The following is a 16,735-nucleotide window of genomic DNA, read 5'->3' on the forward strand; positions in this document are numbered from 1 at the left end:
GGGGGGCTCCGGGTCGTGGCCCGGAGCCCCCGTGAGAAGTGGCGTCCGGTCAGCTCTTGCCGAGCAGGCGCCAGATCTGGTTCTTCTTGGTGCTCAGCGCGCCGGCGGCGTCGCAGGGCCACTGGTGGATCTTGGCGCCGGGGCTGGTCGATATGGTGCTGACGTCGACGCACTTGCCGCTGTGCGCGGCGACCAGTTGGTAGTCGTGGCTGTTGCCCAGCGCGGTCACCGCGCGCAGGTTGAACCGCTGGTTGGCGCCGCCGGTGCAGGTCCACTGCTGGACGGCGGCCCCGTCGGCCGTGGAGAGGGCGGAGATGTCCAGGCACTTGCCGCTGGAGTGGTTGACGACGGTGTAGGTGTCGGTCGTGCCGGTGACGGGGTGGAAGTCGAAGAGCTGCTCCTGGCCGTTTCCGCAGGTGTTCTGCTCGTACTGGGTGCCGTTGGCGGTCGACTTGGCGGGGTCTTCGAGGCAGAGCCCGCTGTGCTGGGCGACGGCCGTGGAGGAGAAGCCGGTCGAGGCGCCGATGTGGAGGTTCTGCGGGGCGAAGGAGACCTCGTCGAGGTGGGGCGCCGAGCTGGAGCGCATGGGCTCTCCGATGTCGCTGCCCCCGCCGGAGTAGACCTTGCCGACAGTGGTGCCGTCCCAGTTGTAGAGCTGTGAGGCGGTGAACTTGACGGCGTTGGCGCCCTTGGTGAGGGTGACGGGGACGGTGTAGTCGTGGAACTGGTTCCAGTGCAGGGTGCTGGCGAAGTTGACGCGCTTGGCGGCACCCCCGTTGACGCTGACGTCGGCGTGCTCGGCGTACAGGTCGGGGTTGTAGTGGTTGGAGGGCAGTTCCTCGGCGTTGGCGTAGCGCATGGTCATGGCGTAGGTGCCGGACGCGGGTGCGTTGACGTTGAGGGTGAGGGAGTTGGCGGTTCCGTTGCCGATGCCCTTGACGACGCCGCCGTTGGCCTGGCTGTAGGTGGTGTCGGCGGCCGCGGTGCCGGTGAGGGTGCCGTTCTCGGCCTGGTAGGTGACGACGTTGCCGGTGGTGACGGCGTCGGTGGCGCTGAACGGGGTGACGGCCAGGCGGTCCAGGGCGAGGGTGCCGCTGGTGCCGGTCACCTTGACCTTGTTGATGCCGCCGTTCAGGTAGACCCGATTGGCGGACGTGGACCAGGCACCGGTCGTCGCTCCGGAGAGGGTCTGGTCGTCGGCGGCCTTGCCGTTGACGGTGAGGCCGGCCTGGCCGGTGTTGCGGAAGCGGGCCGTCAGGTCCGCGTAGCCGTCCCGCTCGGAGTAGACCCAGAACGTCGCGGACTTGCCGGAGGTGAGGTTCACCGCGCCCGCGCCGGACTGGCCCTGGGAGGTGTAGGTGGCGGTGCCGCTGTCGGAGAGGTTGGCCTGCTCGGCCTCGTAGAGCGTGGTGCCCTGGACGTCGGCGTCCTGGTACTGGAGGTCGATCTTGTCGACAATGGCGTCGCCGTCGGTCTTCGCGCCGTTGTCGCCGGTGGTGGCCAGGGAGACGGTGTGGCTGCCCGCGGTGAGGCGCACGGTGGTGTCGCTGCGGCCCCACAGTGCCCACTGGAAGCCGACCGGTATGTCGATCCTCTTCGAGGCACCGCCGTCGACCCGCATGTACACGTCCGTGGGGCCCTTGACCTGGGCGTCCTTGGCGTAGCTGTTGCCGAACACCGACAGCTTGTAGTCGCCGGTGGTGGGGACGGAGACGGGGAAGGAGATCACCGTGGTGGAGTCGGTGCGCAGGCCTCCGACGTCCTTGGTACCCGAGGTGGCGAACTTGTCGAGTTTGCTGGTGGTGCCCTCGGTGTTGATGTTGTAGCCGCTGCCGCTGAGCGTGGCGTTCTCGGCCTCGTACGTGCCCGTCCAGGTGCGGTCGGAGGGCGTGCTGCTGCCGGTGCCTCCCGGGGAGACGATCACCTGGTACGCGGACATCGCGTCGAGGGTGATGGGGACGGTGATCGAGCCGTCGGAGCCCACGGCGACGTCGGCGTCGGAGATCCGGGTCGGGGTGGCCGCCGCGCCCAGGTAGCCGCTGTAGCGGTCCTGGACCACGCTGACGTGCACGGTGCTGCCGAAGACCGCGGGGTCGATGTTCTTGATGACCGTGTCGGAGGCACCGCTGGTGCCGCCCCCGGCGAGGATGACGCGGGCTTGCTTCTTGGCCGTGTCCAGACTCGCCAGGCCCTGGAGGGTGTACGCGGCGTTGGACGCGGCGCCGGTGACCTTGACGGTGTTGCCGCTCATGGAGCTGTACCAGTTGTACAGCCACCACTGGGCGTTGGGGGTGTTCTGTGCCGCCGCCGAGTCGCCGAGGTTGCCGTTGATGTTCCAGTACGGCAGGTTGCCGTCGACCTTCTTGTCCTCGATGGCCCCAATCCACTGGACCATCTGGCCGGGGTCGGTCAGGTGGTAGCGGTGGGCGTACTCGTTGAGGTTGACGGGGATCGGGGAGGTGACCCCCGCGGCGGTCTCCGCCGAACGGTAGGTGTCGACGGTGCTACGGACTTCCGCCGGACTGCCCAGGGTGTGCCAGGTCGCGACGTCGGGCAGGCAGTTGTTGGCCTTGCAGTAGCTGAGGAAGCTGTTGAAGGCGAAGGAGCTGTAGCCGGCGAGGTTGGGCCCTGCCAGCCGTGCCGCGGGCCAGATGCCCTTGATGAAGTTGTAGGTCTGGCGCCACTCGGCGTTGAAGTTGGCCAGCACGGTCGAGTCGGTGCGCATGCCTTTGAACCAGCCTACGTCGGGCTCGTTGTAGGGCACGAAGACGATGTGGTCCGCGTAGGGGCTGGCCTTCGCCTGCTCGACCTGGGTCTTCATGGTCGCCTGGTAGGCCGAGTAGCTCTCGCGCTCGTAGTTGGCGCGGTACACGTCCGTCATGTAGATGAAGACGTCGCCGCCGCCGCTCTCCGCGAAGGGCTTGGCGATCTCCAGGGCGTCCGAGCCAGGGTGCTGCTGTCCGTCCTGGTACTTGGTGTTGGTGGTCTGGACCCCCATGCCCTCGATGAGGTTGTTCGTCGGTACGTCCGGGCCGTACAGGCCGTACAGCACTCCGGAGGCGCCGCCCCGGAAGGCTCCGGTGCTGGTGCCCAGGTCGACGGTGAGGGTGGGGTTGGCGGCGGAGGCCGGCGTTGCCGTCCCGGTGGTGAGGCCGGCTACGACGGTCAGCGGGATCAGCATCGTGGTGATGCCGTGCAGAAGGCGTCGTGTGGTCAAGCGCCTTTGCCCGATTCCTGGCATGTGCTTATGTCCCTTCAGCTGCGGCTGGTTGTTGTTGCGTCGGCCCCCGTGCCGGACGTGGGGGTGGGTGCTGCCTGGGCGGGGCGCCCAGGGGTCTCTCAGCCGCCGGTGCGCGTGGCGGGTGCGGTGTGCCGGAGCTCGTGGGCCTCGGCGAGGAGGAGGTAGCTGCTGGCGGTCCAGGTGTAGGCGCGATCGCGCAGGCCCGTGCCGGTCAGGGCGTCGAAGTTCTCCGCGAACCCGTACGTCTCGCACAGGGCACGGAACCGGGCGCTGATCTCGTTCGCCAGACGTTCGTGCCCGCCGCGGCGCAGCCCGTCCTCGATGAGGACCGTGGCGGGTGCCCAGATCGGGCCGCGCCAGTAGCCGTCGGCGAGGTAGTGCGGTGAGGCGGGCAGTTCCGTGGCCAGCCCGTGCGGGGTCAGGTGGGCGTCGATACGGTCGGCCAGCACCGTGCTGACGCTGTCCGGCAGGTGCTCGCCCAGCGCGATGGGCATCAGGTCGAGCAGGCTGGAACTGTCCCAGGAGTCCCCGCTGTGGACTCCACGGGCGACGAACCGGTCACCGGTCCACAGTTCGTCGAGCATCGCGGCCTGGGTCGTGTCAGCCGCTCGCGTCCACCAGTGGGCGTCGTCAGGTCGCCCCAACTCGGTTGCCAGATCGGCGAGTTCGCGCAGCTGCAGGATGAGGAAGGCGGCCAGGTCGGCGGAGACGATCACACGTTCGGGGTCGAAGGTGGTGGCGTTGTCCCAGCCGCTGTCGTTGCCGTGCTGGTAGTGGGGCAGGGCGGCGCCGGGGGTGCGCCGGGCGGTGAGCCAGAAGTCCGTCCAGCGCGTCAGCCTTTCGTACGCCTCGGCCAGTTCCGCCTGGTCGAGGGGTTCGGGCAGCCGTCGGCGCAGATGGCCCAGGGCCCAGCCGTGGATGGGCGGTTTGACGAAGTTGTAGAGGACCTCGGAGTGGGTGACCGAGTCGGGCAGGGCCCCGCTCTCGTCCTGGTGGTCGAAGGGCAGGGAGTACTGGTCCCAGGCCAGGGCGGGTGCTCCGGGGGCCAGGGCGAGGGCGTTGAAGCAGTGGTCCCAGCTCCACACCTTGTCCATCCAGTGCTTGGACATCAGCACCGCAGGCCGGGTGACCAGGCCCGTCGGCTGTACGGTCGCTGACCACACCACGTAGGCGGCGAGTTCGGCGGCCGGGGTGGCGGACGAGCGCCACGGGGCCACCGTGTCGACGAACTCCGCGAACGAGCGCCGCGCGGCGGCCGCTACGTCGCCGAACGTGGCCGACGAGGCGTACGGTCGGCGGGCACTGTCGAGTTCCTCGACCGAGGCCTCCCAGGATCCGTCGGCCCCGGCAGTGATGGTCAGACCTCGCTCACCGGCGCCCAGGACCTGGGCACCTGACTCGTCGGCAACCGTGCCGGACAGCACGGTGATCCGGTAGCGGCGTCCGGTCTCGTAGGAGGTGAACACATGCGCGTCCGCCACCGGGTCGCGGTAGAAGTAGGTGCCGCTGAAGGGGGTCAGGGCCTTCGCCGCCGCGGTGACGCGCAGGCCCAGTCCCTCGCCGCGCAGGCGTACGGTGTCGGGCGACTCGTAGGCGAGGTCGATGCGCCCGCCCGCATCGGCCCAGCTGAGCAGGCTCGCGGTCGCCTGCACCATGGTCTCGGCCCGGTCACCCGTCGTCGTGTCGAGGGGGATCAGCCGCAGGACGGCGTGCATGCCGTTCTGGTGCGAGACGAGGTGGAGGTCCTCGGAGCGCTCCTTCTCCGCGAGCACGGGAGAGATACCGAACCAGGATCCGTGTGTACTAAACGGGATGTCGTGGACGGAGAAGGCCGGGCCGGACGGGGCGGCGGTCATGACGGGTGACTCGTTTCTTCAGCAGGGTGGTCAGCGGTTTGCCGGTGCGGGCGGGGGGACGGCGGTCGAGGGCGGCCCGCGCACGGTGCGGCGGCAGGCGCGGCCGCCGGGGCTCAGTCCTTGACGGCGCCGGCGGTCACGCCGGCGGCGACGTAGCGCTGGGCGAGGACGAGGATCACCGTGGCGGGCAGTGAGGCCACGACGGCGGTGGCCATGATGGCGTTCCACTCCTGGTTGTTGTTGCCGATGTACTGGTAGATGCCGAGGGTGATCGGCTGGTGGGTGCCGCCGCTCGCGAGGGTGCTGGCGAAGATGAAGTCGGACCAGGACCACAGGAACGCGAACAGGGACACCGTGACGACCGAGTTGCGGCTCATCGGCAGGACGATGGACCGGAAGGTGCGCAGCGGCCCGGATCCGTCCATCTGCGCGGCCTGGAGCAGTTCGCCGGGGATGCCGGACATGAACGCGGTGAAGATCAGGACGGCGAAGGGGACGGCCAGGGTGGAGTCCGCGACGATCAGGCCCGGGACGGACTGGAGCAGGCCGAGCTGGAGGTAGATGGCGTAGAAGCCCATCGCCATGATGATGCCGGGGATCATCTGGGCGACCAGGAAAAGGAAACTGAGGACTCCCCCGCCGCGCGGGCGCAGTTTCGCCAGCGCGTATCCGGCGGGCGCTGCCAGCGCCACGGTCAGCACGACCGTGCCGAGGCCGACGACCAGGCTCGTGCCCAGGTAGGGAAGCTGCTGGTCGAGGACGGCCCGGTAGCCCTCCAGGGTGGCGTCGGCCGGGAACAGGTCCGGGGGCGACTTGCGCATGTCCTGGTCGCGGGTGAAGGACACGTTCAGCATCCAGTAGACCGGGAAGAGCATGATCCCGGTCAGCAGGAGGCCGAGGGCTGTCTTCCACCACGTTCGGTTGCGTCGGTTCATGGCGTTCCCTGTCACGACAGTGCCTGCTTCCGCTGGACCCTCATGTAGACCAGGCCGAAGGCCAGGGCGGCGACGACGAGCAGGTTGCCGACGGCCGCTCCGGGGCCGAAGGCGGGCAGCAGGTTGCCGAAGCCGAGCTGGTAGGACCAGGTGGCGAAGGTGGTGGACGACTCGGCGGGGCCGCCCTTGGTCATGATCCAGATGATGTCGAAGACCTTGAGCGTGTAGACCAGCCCCAGCAGCAGGGTGATCGCGGACACCGGGCGCAGCAGCGGGAAGGTGATGCTCCAGAAGCGTCGCCAGGCGCCGGCGCCGTCGAGGGCGGCCGCTTCGTAGAGGCTGTGGGGGATGGACTGGAGGCCGCTGTAGAGCACGACCAGGTTGAACGGGACGCCGATCCAGATGTTCGCGATGATCACCGACGTCAGCGACCACTCCGGTGACGTCAGCCAGTTCACCGGACCGATACCGACGGCATGCAGAGCCGCGTTGACGACACCGGAGTCGCTGTTGAGCATCCACGACCAGGTGGAGGCCGACACGATCAGCGGCAGCAGCCACGGCACCAGGAACAGGGCCCGCAAGGTCGCGGACAACCGGAAGTGCTGGTGGAAGAAGACCGCGAGCACCAGGCCGATGGCGTACTGGAAGACCAGGCACACGACGGTGAACACCACCGTGTGGGTGAGCGCCGGACCGAAGGTCGGGTCGGCGAAGACCTTCTGGTAGTTGTCCAGTCCGGTGAACGGCGCGTCGCCCTGGACGAAGGAGCGGACGGTGTAGTTGCGCAGGCTCAGATCGAGGTTGCGGTAGAGCGGATAGGCGTAGAACAGGGCGAGGTAGAGGGTCACCGGGGCGAGGAATCCCCAGGCGGCCCTCCCCCAGGCTTCGCCCGGGGGGACCCCCGGCTGCGAGGTCGGACGGCGCCGTGCGCGCGCTGGGGCGGGGGGCGGGGCGGCGGTGGCCGCCCCGTTCCGTACGCGCACGGACCGGTGGTCCGACAGCTGTGTCGTGTGCTTCATCGGCAGGCCCGAGGTCCTGGCTACTTGGCGGCGGACTGTGCGGCGGAGAGGGCGTCCTTCGGGGACGCGGCACCGCTGAGGGCGGACTGGACGGCCTTCCATATCTGCTCGGAGATCTTGGGGTACTTGGTGCCCAGGTCGTCGCTGGTGCGGCCCTTGGCCGCCTTGACCGCCTCCACCCAGGGCTTGAGCTCGGGCTTGGCCGCCACCTGCTTGTCCTGCACCTCGCCGGTGGGCGCGACGTAGGACAGGGTGGTGTCGGTGTCGAGGAGGTTCTGCGAGTTGGTCAGACAGGAGACCAGCTTCTTCGAGGTGGCGTAGCGGCCGGTGTCGCCCTGCACCGGGATGGTGACGAACTCACCGCCGGTAGGCGCCGCGGCGTTGCCCCCCGAGGCGGCGGGAACGGGAATGACCCCGTACTCGAAGCCGGCCTTCTCGGCGTTGGCGAGCTGCCAGGTGCCGTTCTCGGCGAACGCGTAGTCCCCGCTCGCGAACTCCTGCCAGCTGGTGGTCTGCGTGTTGTTGATGACCGAGTTGGGCGCGTAGCCCTTCTTCAGCCAGCCGGTCCACAGCGACAGCGCCGAGGCGGCCTTGTCCGAGTCCAGTTCGGTCAGCTGTGCGCCCGAGCCCCACAACCAGGGCAGGAACTGGAAGGTGCCCTCCTCGGTCCCGATGGCGGAGAACGTGATGCCCTTCTTGCCCGCCGCCTTCACCTTCTCCAGGGCTGCCGTCAGCGACTTCCAGTCCTTGACCGAGGAGATGTCCACCCCGGCCGCCTTCAGGACCTTCTTGTTGTAGTAGAGGGCCAGGGTGTTGGCGCCGATCGGCGTGCCGTACGTCTTCCCGCCCGACTGGCCGGCCGCGAGCAGGTTGGGGTCCGCCTTCGAGGTGTCCAGCTTGTTGTCGTCGGTCGCGGTGAGTACCCCCGCCTCGGCCAGCGTGGACACCACCGGGTTGTCGACGATGAGGACGTCGGCGGAGTTGTCCTGCTGGGCTGCCAGCAGCGCCTTGTTCGACAGGTCACTGGTGTCGAACGCGGTCCGCTTGATCTTCACCCCGGCCTCGGCGCCGCAGCCGTCCAGCAGCTTCGCCCACGCCGAGCCCTTGTCGAACTGCGGGTACGGGTCCCAGATGCTGTACGTGCCGCTGTCCGCGGCCTTCGAGGAGGTGCCGCTGCCACCGGCGGAACACGCGGTGGCGCTGGTGGCGACGGCGACGACGGTCAGGGCTGCGGCGGTGAGGCGCCGTCCGGCGGTTGTGTTCATGGCGGGTTCCTCATGGGTTCGGGCACAGGTGTGCTCGGGAGCGCGTGATCGCGGGTTACTGGGCTCGCCGAACCGGGCGGTGAGTCGCTCGGCCGACCGGTACGGGAAGTGAAGAGTGAAAGGGAGAGCGGGGTGACGGTCAGGGGGCATGGGGGAGATCGGCGCCGCCCGGAGGCGGGGCGTCGGACGTGGTCTCCGCCGGTGTGGTGCCGGCGGGCCCGGTGCTCGCCCGCAGCGAGATCGGCGGCCTGAGCAGGTGATGCCGGGCAACCGCACCGGGATGGCCGAGCCGCTCGACGAGCAGGTCGACGGCGAGGCGGCCCATCTGTTCCGCCGGCACGTCCGCCGCGGTGAGCTGCGGGGTCACCGTCTCCGCCCAACGGCTGGCCACGACTCCGGTGACGGAGAAGTCGCGCGGTACATGGCGGCCGGCCTCGGCCAGCCCTCGGTAGAGGCCGCCCAGCGCCGCCTCGTTGAGTGTGACCAGACCCGTGGTGGCGGGGTCGTCGTGGAGGATCCGCTCCAGGCATGCCTGGCCCGAGGTGGCGTCGTCGCCGCAGCAGTACGTCTGTACGGTGAGCCCGCGTTCCGCCGCGGCCTTGGCGAAGCCGTCGAGACCCCGGTGGGCGGATTCGTACCCGGCCCGCAAAAGTTGCTCGGACCGGTTGACGAAGGCGATCCTGCGGTGGCCCAGGTCCGCGAGGTGGTGGACGCAGGCCTCCACCAGCGCGGTGTGGTCCAGGCCGACCCACCAGCCGCCCTCCGGATGGGCGGTGCGTCCGATGGCGACGGAGGGAAAGTCCACGGCGGTGAGGTGGTCGATGCGGTCGTCCTGCAGCCGGATCTCCATGAGGATCGCACCGTCGACCCGGCGCTCGCCCAGCAGCCGCTGGAATGAGCGGTCGCTGTCCACACCGCTCGGGGAGAGCAGCACGTCGTAGTCGTAGGCCGCGGCGGCCTCCACCACGCTGCCGATGAAGTCCAGCTGCATACCGGTGTAGTGGTTCCCGGCGGGCGGGAAGACCAGACCGATGGTGCTGGTCCGGCCGTTGGCCAGAGCCCGAGCACTCGCGTTCGGCCGGTAGCCCAGCTCGTCGATGACCCGCTGGACCTTCTCACGGGTGTCGTCCGACACCGGACGCTTGCCGCTCAGCGCGTAGGACACGGTGCTCCGCGAGACACCGGCCCGCTTGGCTATCTCACCGATGTTCACGGGCACTCCTTGTGGATGGCGATGTGCGAACCGGTCGGATGATCCCGCACCCGGTGAAACCCGAATCCAAGGTGCCGGAGGCGAAGGCAGGTGGATCAGGGAAGGGCTCCGACGCCTGTCGAACCGGTTCGCGTGAAGTGAAGGTAAGAGCAGCCCGCACGGGTGTCAATCACTTCGCTCCACACATTTCCGTAACAGCCGGGAAACCTCGTGCTCAGGCGGCAGCCGTGGGTTCATAGCGTCGCCCGACCCCTTCCTGCCAGGTACATTTCAGGAATCAGTCGACCTGAGCCGCCCCGGAGGCCCACCGGGTGCACGCACGGAGGCCCGGCGTCCGGGGGCATTGCCGCCCGGTCCCCCTGGTGCTAGCTTCTCCGAACCGGTTCGATGTGCAGGCTGTCCGCGCATGGGTCTTCGCGCGCCGGGCCCGCCCCCAGAACCCGGAAGCGAAGCACGCCTTCATGGAACCGGCGGAACTCCTCGCCACTGGGATGGGGCAGGGGCATGCGGCGGCTCCAGGCCCCTGAGGCGGGCGGCGCATCACCACCGTCACCGCTCCTGTCCCAGGTCCATAGGCCGCGGCACACACTCAGAGGGAGCAGAGCCAGGCGATGCGGAGGCCGGCGACGACGGCGTCGAGGTCCTGGCCAGTCCGTTGACGAAGGTGTGCAGAGCAGGGCGTTCGTCGTCCCGGACACGAGTGATCCACCGGTTCAGGTGCCGGCCGCCGGCGGTTGTTCACCAACTCGGCGACGGCCCGGACGTGTTGGGCGGTTCGCTTGAGCGCAGGGCAGCGGACAAGGACGGCCTTGAGACGTTGCGCCTGATCAGCCGCGCACCACGGTGATGCCGCCGCAGTAGCCGCGCTCGCAGAGCTCGCCGAAGGGCTGGGCGGCGTTCGTGACACCCTCGGCCCCTCGTCGATGCCCGTCCGCCCTCCTGGGGAAGGGCGCCGGCCCTTTACCTCTCCAGAAAGCCGAACAGCGCTTCCCACCTCCCGGCGATCTCCTCCGCCCCGTACCGCCGTATGTTCTCCCTCGCCGCGTCTCCCATCCGGTCCCGCAACCCCACGTCCGACATCAACAGGTCCAGCTTGCGGGCGAGTTCGCCCGTGTTGCCGGGCCTGGCGAGGAGACCGTCCTCGCCGTCACGGACTATCTCGTGGACGCCGGGGGCGCAGTCGAAGGCGGTGCAGGGGACGCCCATGGCCATGGCCTCCATGAGTGCGAGGGGGAAGCCCTCGCCCCTGGAGGACAGCGCGAACACCGAGCCGCCCCGCAACGCGCCCGGCACGTCGTTCGTGCGGCCCATCCACCGCACCGAGCCGTCGAGGCCGAGGGTGGTGCACTGCTTCCGTAGGATCTCCTCGTCCTCGCCGGAGCCGTAGATCTTCAGGACCCAGCCGGGGTGGCGGGGCGCCACCTCGGACCAGGTGTCGAGGAGCATGTCGACGCCCTTCTCGTCGCTGAGCCGGCCGATGCTGATCACGGCCTTCTCGGTGCGCGGTGAGGGCACGTCCGGCAGCCAGGGCACGGCGTTCGGCAGATACGAGGCGTTGTTGAGGCCCGCGCCGATCCACAGGTCGGCGTCCTCGCGGGTGAGGACGAGCATGCGGTCGACGTCCCGGTAGTGCTTGAGGACCCGCTGGAAGCGCGAGGACCGTTTCGAGGTCTCGAAGGACTCGTGGCTCATCCCGATGACGGTCAGGCCGGTGGTGTCGGCGAGCTTCACCCACTCCATCGCCCACACCTGGGTCACGATGACGACCCCGCCGGGGCGCGCGGCGCGGAAGAGGCCCGTCAGCACGGCGGCCTTCTCCCGCATGCTCGCGTCCCGCGCCCGGCCGGGGGCGGGCGGCTGGCCCTCGTACAACCGGGTGGTGGGATACGCGAGTTCGCCGAGGTCGTGCGGGTCCTCGGGGGTGGTGACACCGATGACGTGGACGCGGTGGCCGCGCTCGGTGAAGAGCCGGGCCATCTGGTGGGACCAGCTGGTCACGCCGCCCATCTCGTCCACGCTGTTGGAGACCAGGAAGACGTCCCGCTCCGTCATGCTCTCCCTCACGCTTTCCTCCAGTCGGCGAAGAACTCCTCGACGATGCGCCGCGCGGCGGTGCCCTTGTCGTACTCGCCGAAGTCGGCCACGAACCGCTCGCGCGCGGCCGCGTACTTGACCGTCTGCTCCTCCAGCGGCGAAGCGCCCAGCACGGAGTGGAGTTCGTCCTCGGTGCGGACGACCGGGCCCGGTGCCCGTTCCAGCAGGTCGAAATAGGTGCCGCGGCCCTCGTGCACGTACTCCTCGTAGTCGTAGGGGAAGAAGAGCATCGGGCGGTCCAGCAGGGCGTAGTCGAACATCACCGACGAGTAGTCCGTGATCAGGGCGTCGGCGAGGGCGAGGACGGGGGTCACGTCGTGGTGGTCCGACACGTCGATGACCCGGCCTCGTACGGACGGCGGGAGGACGACGTGGTTGAGGTAGTGCGCGCGGACGAGGAGGACGTACTCATCGCCGAACGCCTCCGCGAACCGCTCCACGTCGAAGGGCAGCGCGAAACGGCGCCCGCCGTGCTGGCGGAAGGTTGGGGCGTACAGCAGGACCTTCTTGTCGGACGGAATGCCCAACTCGGCGGCCAGCGGCGGCCGTTCGGTCGCTCCGCGTGCCTGCGCGAGGGCGTCGTTGCGCGGGTAGCCGACCCGCAGCAGCGCCTTCTCCGGCAGCCGGAAGGCCTTGGCGAGGGTGCGGACATCGTGCTCGGAGCGGATCAGGAAGTGGTCGAAACGGTCCAGGGTGCGCTGCTGCTCCGCCTGCTCGGCGCGGGACATGAGCTTCCAGCCGGGTTCGTCGAAGCCCATCCGCTTGAGCGCGGAGCCGTGCCAGGTCTGGATGTACGTCGTCCCGGGGCGCTTGGTCAGCTTCAGCGGGTAGCTCTGGTTGTCGATCCAGTACGCGGCGCGGGCCAGCGCGCGCAGGTACGGCAGCGACCAGCGGCGCACCAGCGTGGCGTCCTTGGGGAAGCCCTGCGGCTTGCCCGTGTACGACCACACCGCCTCGAAGTCGATGCCCTGCCGGCGCATCTCCTCGTAGATCGCCCGGGGGCTGTCGCTGTACTGCCGGCCCAGGTGGCTCTCGAAGACCACCAGGCGCTTGTGCGCCGGCATGCGCAGGAAGACGTCGCGGTAGAGGCGGAGCTTGGTGTCTCCGGAGGTGGCCTTCTTGCGCAGGGTCTTCGCCTTGCGGTAGCCGGCCTTGGCGAGGCGGCCGGGGGGGCCCTGCAGGCCGCGGGTGACGAGGACGTTCGCCTTCTTGTCGGGGACGAGGCGGAAGGCGAGGTGGCCGCGGGCGGAGACCTGCGGCTCGACGCGGTCGGCGACCAGCCGGGTGAGGCGGGGGCGCACCGGTATCGCGCCGGTCGTGAGGCCGGGGCCGGCGGCGGTGAGGCGGGTCGTCGTGCGCTCGCCGTCGACGACCAGGTGGAGGCGTACGTCCCAGACGGCGTCCACGATGCCGAGCGGGCGCAGGCCCTTCGACAGGTTCGCCGCGGCCTCCCAGGAGACGTGCGGGCCCTCGTGCCGCACCGTGGCCACCGGGAAGCGGAAGGTCTGGAAGCGTACGCCCTGCCGTCGGGCGTAGAACTCCAGCTCGGCGGTGAGCCGGGCACCGGGCGGGATGACGCCGAGGGGGTTGGTGACGCGGCCCGCGAGCCGGACGGCACCGCCCCCGTCCTCCTGCCGGTACTCGGTCAGTTCGTTGCGCAGGAACAGCTTCCCGACCGGACGGGCGTGATAGCCGAGCTCGGTGACGTCCAGGACCCGGCGGGCGAGGGGGTCCTCGTCGATGTGTTCGGCGCACCAGTAGACCCGCCCCTCGCGCTCGGCGAGCGGGGCGGAGACCTTGTCACGGTTGGTGAGCGTGTCCACGGCGGGCAGCAGGTTGTCCCAGTCGCTCCGGCGGAGCAGATACGCGCAGACCGCGTGGATCGGCTCGACCTCGTCGTACGCGGCCGGGTCGATCGACGCCAGGTAGGGGCGGGCGAGAGCGGCGAACTCCTGGCGGTAGGAGGCGTCCCGGAAGGGCAGGTCGCGCAGGTGCAGGACCAGGTCGTGCTTGAGGAACTTGACGTCCTTGCGGAACTTCAGCTCCGGCAGGCCCCGGTCGGCGAGCAGCCGGTCGACCCGGCGGTGCATCTCCATGCGGTGCGCGAAGTTGGCGATCTCGGCCCGGCGGTTGCTGATCGACTTGGCGTCGGCCTTCTCGGCCACGTTCCAGTCGTAGACCCGGTTCGGTATGAGCGTGATGCGGCGGGCGGCCGTGTACGCCTGGGCGGAGAAGAGCAGGTCCTCGTAGTGGATGCCGACGGGGAAGTCCAGGCCGCTGTCGACCAGGAACTGCCGGCGGTAGCACTTGTTGGTCGACAGGGTGTCGTAGACCAGCAGGTCAGGCAGCTCGGAGACCGAGTCGAGGGTGCGGGTGCGGGCGTACAGCCACGGGTACCACCTGACCTCCTTGCGGTGGCGCGAGTCGACGTGGACGCGGACGCAGAGGCCGGAGACCAGGTCGGCGCCGGTGGTCTCGGCCGCCTCCAGGAAGTTGCGGCAGGCGTTGCGCTCCAGGACGTCGTCGCTGTCGAGGAAGAGGACGTACGCGCCGCGGGCCTTCAGGATGCCGTGGTTGCGGGGCGCGCCGCAGCCGCCGCTGTTCTCGGGGAGCCGGTGCGCCCGTACCCGGTCGGGGTGCTCGGCGGCGAGGCGGCGGGCCACCTCGTACGAGCCGTCCGTGCTGTGGTCGTCCACGATCACGACCTCGACGCCGCGCAGTGTCTGCTCCAGCACCGAGCGTACGGCCGTGGGCAGCCTGGCCTCGTCGTTGTAGACGATCACGACGACGGACATGGCGACGTCGGCTACGGAGGGTCGCTGATCGACGTCCACATTCACCTCGTTCATCCCTGCTTCCACCCTTTGGAAGCGATCACGCGCTTGAGGGCCACATGGGTAGATGTCAATAGGGGCGCACGGGTTCCTTCGGTGGAGGCCGGACCCTTGTCTGACGGTGCGTCAGCTACGACCATGTAGTCCGCGCCGGTCGACGTGCCGGACCGCCACCGAAGGGGGCCCCATGCCAGCCCTGTCGCCGCAAGGCCGTCTCGCCTACGGCATCCAGCTGCCAGTCCAGTCGCAGAGCACGATCTACGCCGAACCCTGGGAGGCATCCGCCGGCCCGGACGACCTGCTCGCCGTCGCCCGCACCGCCGACCACGCCGGCTTCGCCTACCTGGCGAGCTGCGACCACGTCGCCATCCCGCGCCGCCTCGCGTCCGCGATGAGCACGGTCTGGTACGACCCCGTCGCCACCCTCTCCTTCCTCGCGGCCGCGACCGAGCGCGTCCGGCTGCTCAGTCACGTGGCCGTGGTGGGCCTGCGCCATCCCCTCGCCACGGCCAAGCAGTACGCCACCCTCGACCACCTCAGCGGCGGGCGGCTCATCCTCGGGGTCGGCGCCGGGCATGTGCGGGAGGAGTTCGAGGCGCTGGGCGCCGACTTCGAGCGGCGCGGACCCGTGCTCGACGAATGCGTCGACGCCCTGCGCGCCGCCCTCGGGCCGGACGAGTTCCCCGAGCACCACGGCAAGCTCTACGACTTCGAGGGGCTCGGGCAGCGGCCGCGGCCCGCTCAGGAGCGTGTCCCGGTATGGGTCGGCGGGTCCTCCCCGGCCGCCGTACGCCGGGCCGCCCTCAAGGGCGACGGGTGGCTGCCGCAGGGGGATCCGCGGGACCGGCTCCCCGCGCAGATCGCCCGGATACGGCGCCTCAGGGAAGAAGCGGCCCGCGGCTCAGCCGCTGATGGACACGGCGAGGGGCCGTTCACCGTCGGCGCCATCACCGAGCCGCTGTATGTCGGGACGCCGGGGTGGGACGTCGGGCGCAGGACGGTCACCGGAGCGCCGGACGCCCTCGCGGAGTCCCTGCGCGCCTACCGCGCGATGGGGGTGGACCAGCTCCAGGTGCGGTTCCGCAGCCGCAGCCGCAGTGAACTCACCGACCAGATGGCGGCGTTCGGGGCACAGGTGCGACCCCTGTTGTAGAGGGCCGCAGGGCGCGGGCGACTGCGGCCGCGCCCTGTGTACGGCTCACTGCCACGTATGCCTCACGTCCGCTCACGCTCACTTCACCGGGTGGTTCAGGGTCCAGCCCGCCCACGCCGACGAGATCATGTCCGCCACCCCGTACCGCGCCTTCCAGCCCAGCTCCGCCGCAATGCGGTCGGCCGAGGCGACGACCCGGGCGGGGTCGCCCGGCCGCCGGTCCACGACCACCGGGGGCAGGGCGTGGCCGGTGAGCGCGTTGATCCGGTCGATCATCTCGCGCACCGAGACGCCCTGACCGCGCCCGATGTTGAGGGTGAGGTCCGTGCCCGGTGCCGCGCTCAGCCGCCGCGCGGCCGCCACATGGGCCTCCGCCAGGTCGACGACGTGGATGTAGTCGCGCACGCACGTCCCGTCGGGGGTCGGGTACTCGGCGCCGAAGATCCGCGGCGGGGCGCCCTCGGTGAGCTTCTCGAAGACCATGGGTACGAGGTTGAACACGCCGGTGTCGGCCAGTTCGGGGGTCGCCGCACCGGCCACGTTGAAGTAGCGGAGCGAGGCCGTCGACAGACCGGTGGCCCGGCCCGTGGCCCGCACCAGCCACTCACCGACCAGCTTCGTCTCGCCGTACGGACTCATCGGCGCACACGGCGTCTCCTCGGTGACGAGGTCGACGTCCGGCATGCCGTAGACAGCGGCCGAGGAGGAGAAGACGAACGACCCGACCCCGGCGTCGGTGACGGCGGACAGCAGGGTGAGCAGGCCCTCGACGTTCTCCCGGTAGTAGTGCAGCGGCAGTTCGACGGACTCGCCGACCTGCTTCTTCGCCGCGAGGTGGACGACGCCGGTGACGCCATGGTCCCGGATGACCCGCCCGAGCCGCTCACCGTCCAGGGTGGAGCCGACGACCAGCGGCACGCCGTCGGGCACCCGCTCGGCGATCCCCGTGGACAAGTCGTCGTAGACGACGGCTCGTTCGCCCGCGTCGAGCATCGCGCGCACGACGTGCGCCCCGATGTAGCCGGCGCCACCGGTGATCAGCCAGGTCATGTACGACCGTCTCCTCGTAGGTAGGTGATAGTGCAGGTGCGTCAGGTGTCAGGTGTCAGGTGTCAGGTGTCG

General features: G+C 69.8%; 10 protein-coding genes. 1 reads left to right on the forward strand and 9 read right to left on the reverse strand.

Features of this window, described 5'->3' with window-relative positions:
• Nucleotides 1-49: 49 nt before the first annotated feature.
• The 8 genes from AB5J49_RS20715 to AB5J49_RS20750 form a co-directional block, all read right to left on the reverse strand.
• On the reverse strand, nt 50-3,217 hold the full coding sequence (locus tag AB5J49_RS20715; protein WP_369170104.1) for an RICIN domain-containing protein: 3,168 nt from the start codon (nt 3,215-3,217) through the stop codon (nt 50-52).
• 122 nt (nt 3,218-3,339) lie between these two features.
• A complete protein-coding gene (locus AB5J49_RS20720; protein WP_369170105.1) occupies nt 3,340-5,097 on the reverse strand; it encodes an amylo-alpha-1,6-glucosidase in 1,758 nt (585 codons plus the stop codon).
• Between the two features lie 113 nt (nt 5,098-5,210).
• Nucleotides 5,211-6,032 carry a carbohydrate ABC transporter permease gene (locus AB5J49_RS20725; RefSeq protein WP_369170106.1) on the reverse strand — a complete coding sequence of 274 codons (822 nt, stop codon included), beginning with the start codon at nt 6,030-6,032 and terminating at the stop codon, nt 5,211-5,213.
• An 11-nt stretch (nt 6,033-6,043) separates the two neighbouring features.
• Nucleotides 6,044-7,054, reverse strand: a complete 1,011-nt coding sequence (locus AB5J49_RS20730; protein ID WP_369170107.1) for a carbohydrate ABC transporter permease — start codon at nt 7,052-7,054, stop codon at nt 6,044-6,046.
• A 20-nt stretch (nt 7,055-7,074) separates the two neighbouring features.
• Nucleotides 7,075-8,319 (reverse strand): extracellular solute-binding protein, encoded by a 1,245-nt coding sequence (locus AB5J49_RS20735; protein WP_369170108.1) that lies wholly within the window; start codon nt 8,317-8,319, stop codon nt 7,075-7,077.
• Nucleotides 8,320-8,458: 139 nt separating this feature from the next.
• A complete protein-coding gene (locus AB5J49_RS20740; RefSeq protein WP_369170109.1) occupies nt 8,459-9,532 on the reverse strand; it encodes a LacI family DNA-binding transcriptional regulator in 1,074 nt (357 codons plus the stop codon).
• Between the two features lie 960 nt (nt 9,533-10,492).
• Entirely contained in the window at nt 10,493-11,584 is a 1,092-nt protein-coding gene (locus AB5J49_RS20745) for a glycosyltransferase (RefSeq protein ID WP_369175205.1), read from the reverse strand.
• 8 nt (nt 11,585-11,592) lie between these two features.
• Nucleotides 11,593-14,475, reverse strand: a complete 2,883-nt coding sequence (locus AB5J49_RS20750) for a CDP-glycerol glycerophosphotransferase family protein (RefSeq protein ID WP_369170110.1) — start codon at nt 14,473-14,475, stop codon at nt 11,593-11,595.
• A gap of 172 nt (nt 14,476-14,647) precedes the next feature.
• Between AB5J49_RS20750 and AB5J49_RS20755 the strand changes: the two genes are divergently transcribed.
• Nucleotides 14,648-15,613, forward strand: a complete 966-nt coding sequence (locus AB5J49_RS20755; RefSeq protein ID WP_369170111.1) for an LLM class F420-dependent oxidoreductase — start codon at nt 14,648-14,650, stop codon at nt 15,611-15,613.
• 78 nt (nt 15,614-15,691) lie between these two features.
• Here the strand turns inward: AB5J49_RS20755 and galE are convergent, their stop codons facing one another.
• Nucleotides 15,692-16,663, reverse strand: coding sequence for a UDP-glucose 4-epimerase GalE (gene galE, locus AB5J49_RS20760; protein WP_369170112.1), 972 nt, complete (start codon nt 16,661-16,663; stop codon nt 15,692-15,694).
• Nucleotides 16,664-16,735: the final 72 nt, after the last annotated feature.

It is taken from the genome of Streptomyces sp. R28 (genome assembly GCF_041052385.1).
GTDB lineage: Bacteria > Actinomycetota > Actinomycetes > Streptomycetales > Streptomycetaceae > Streptomyces.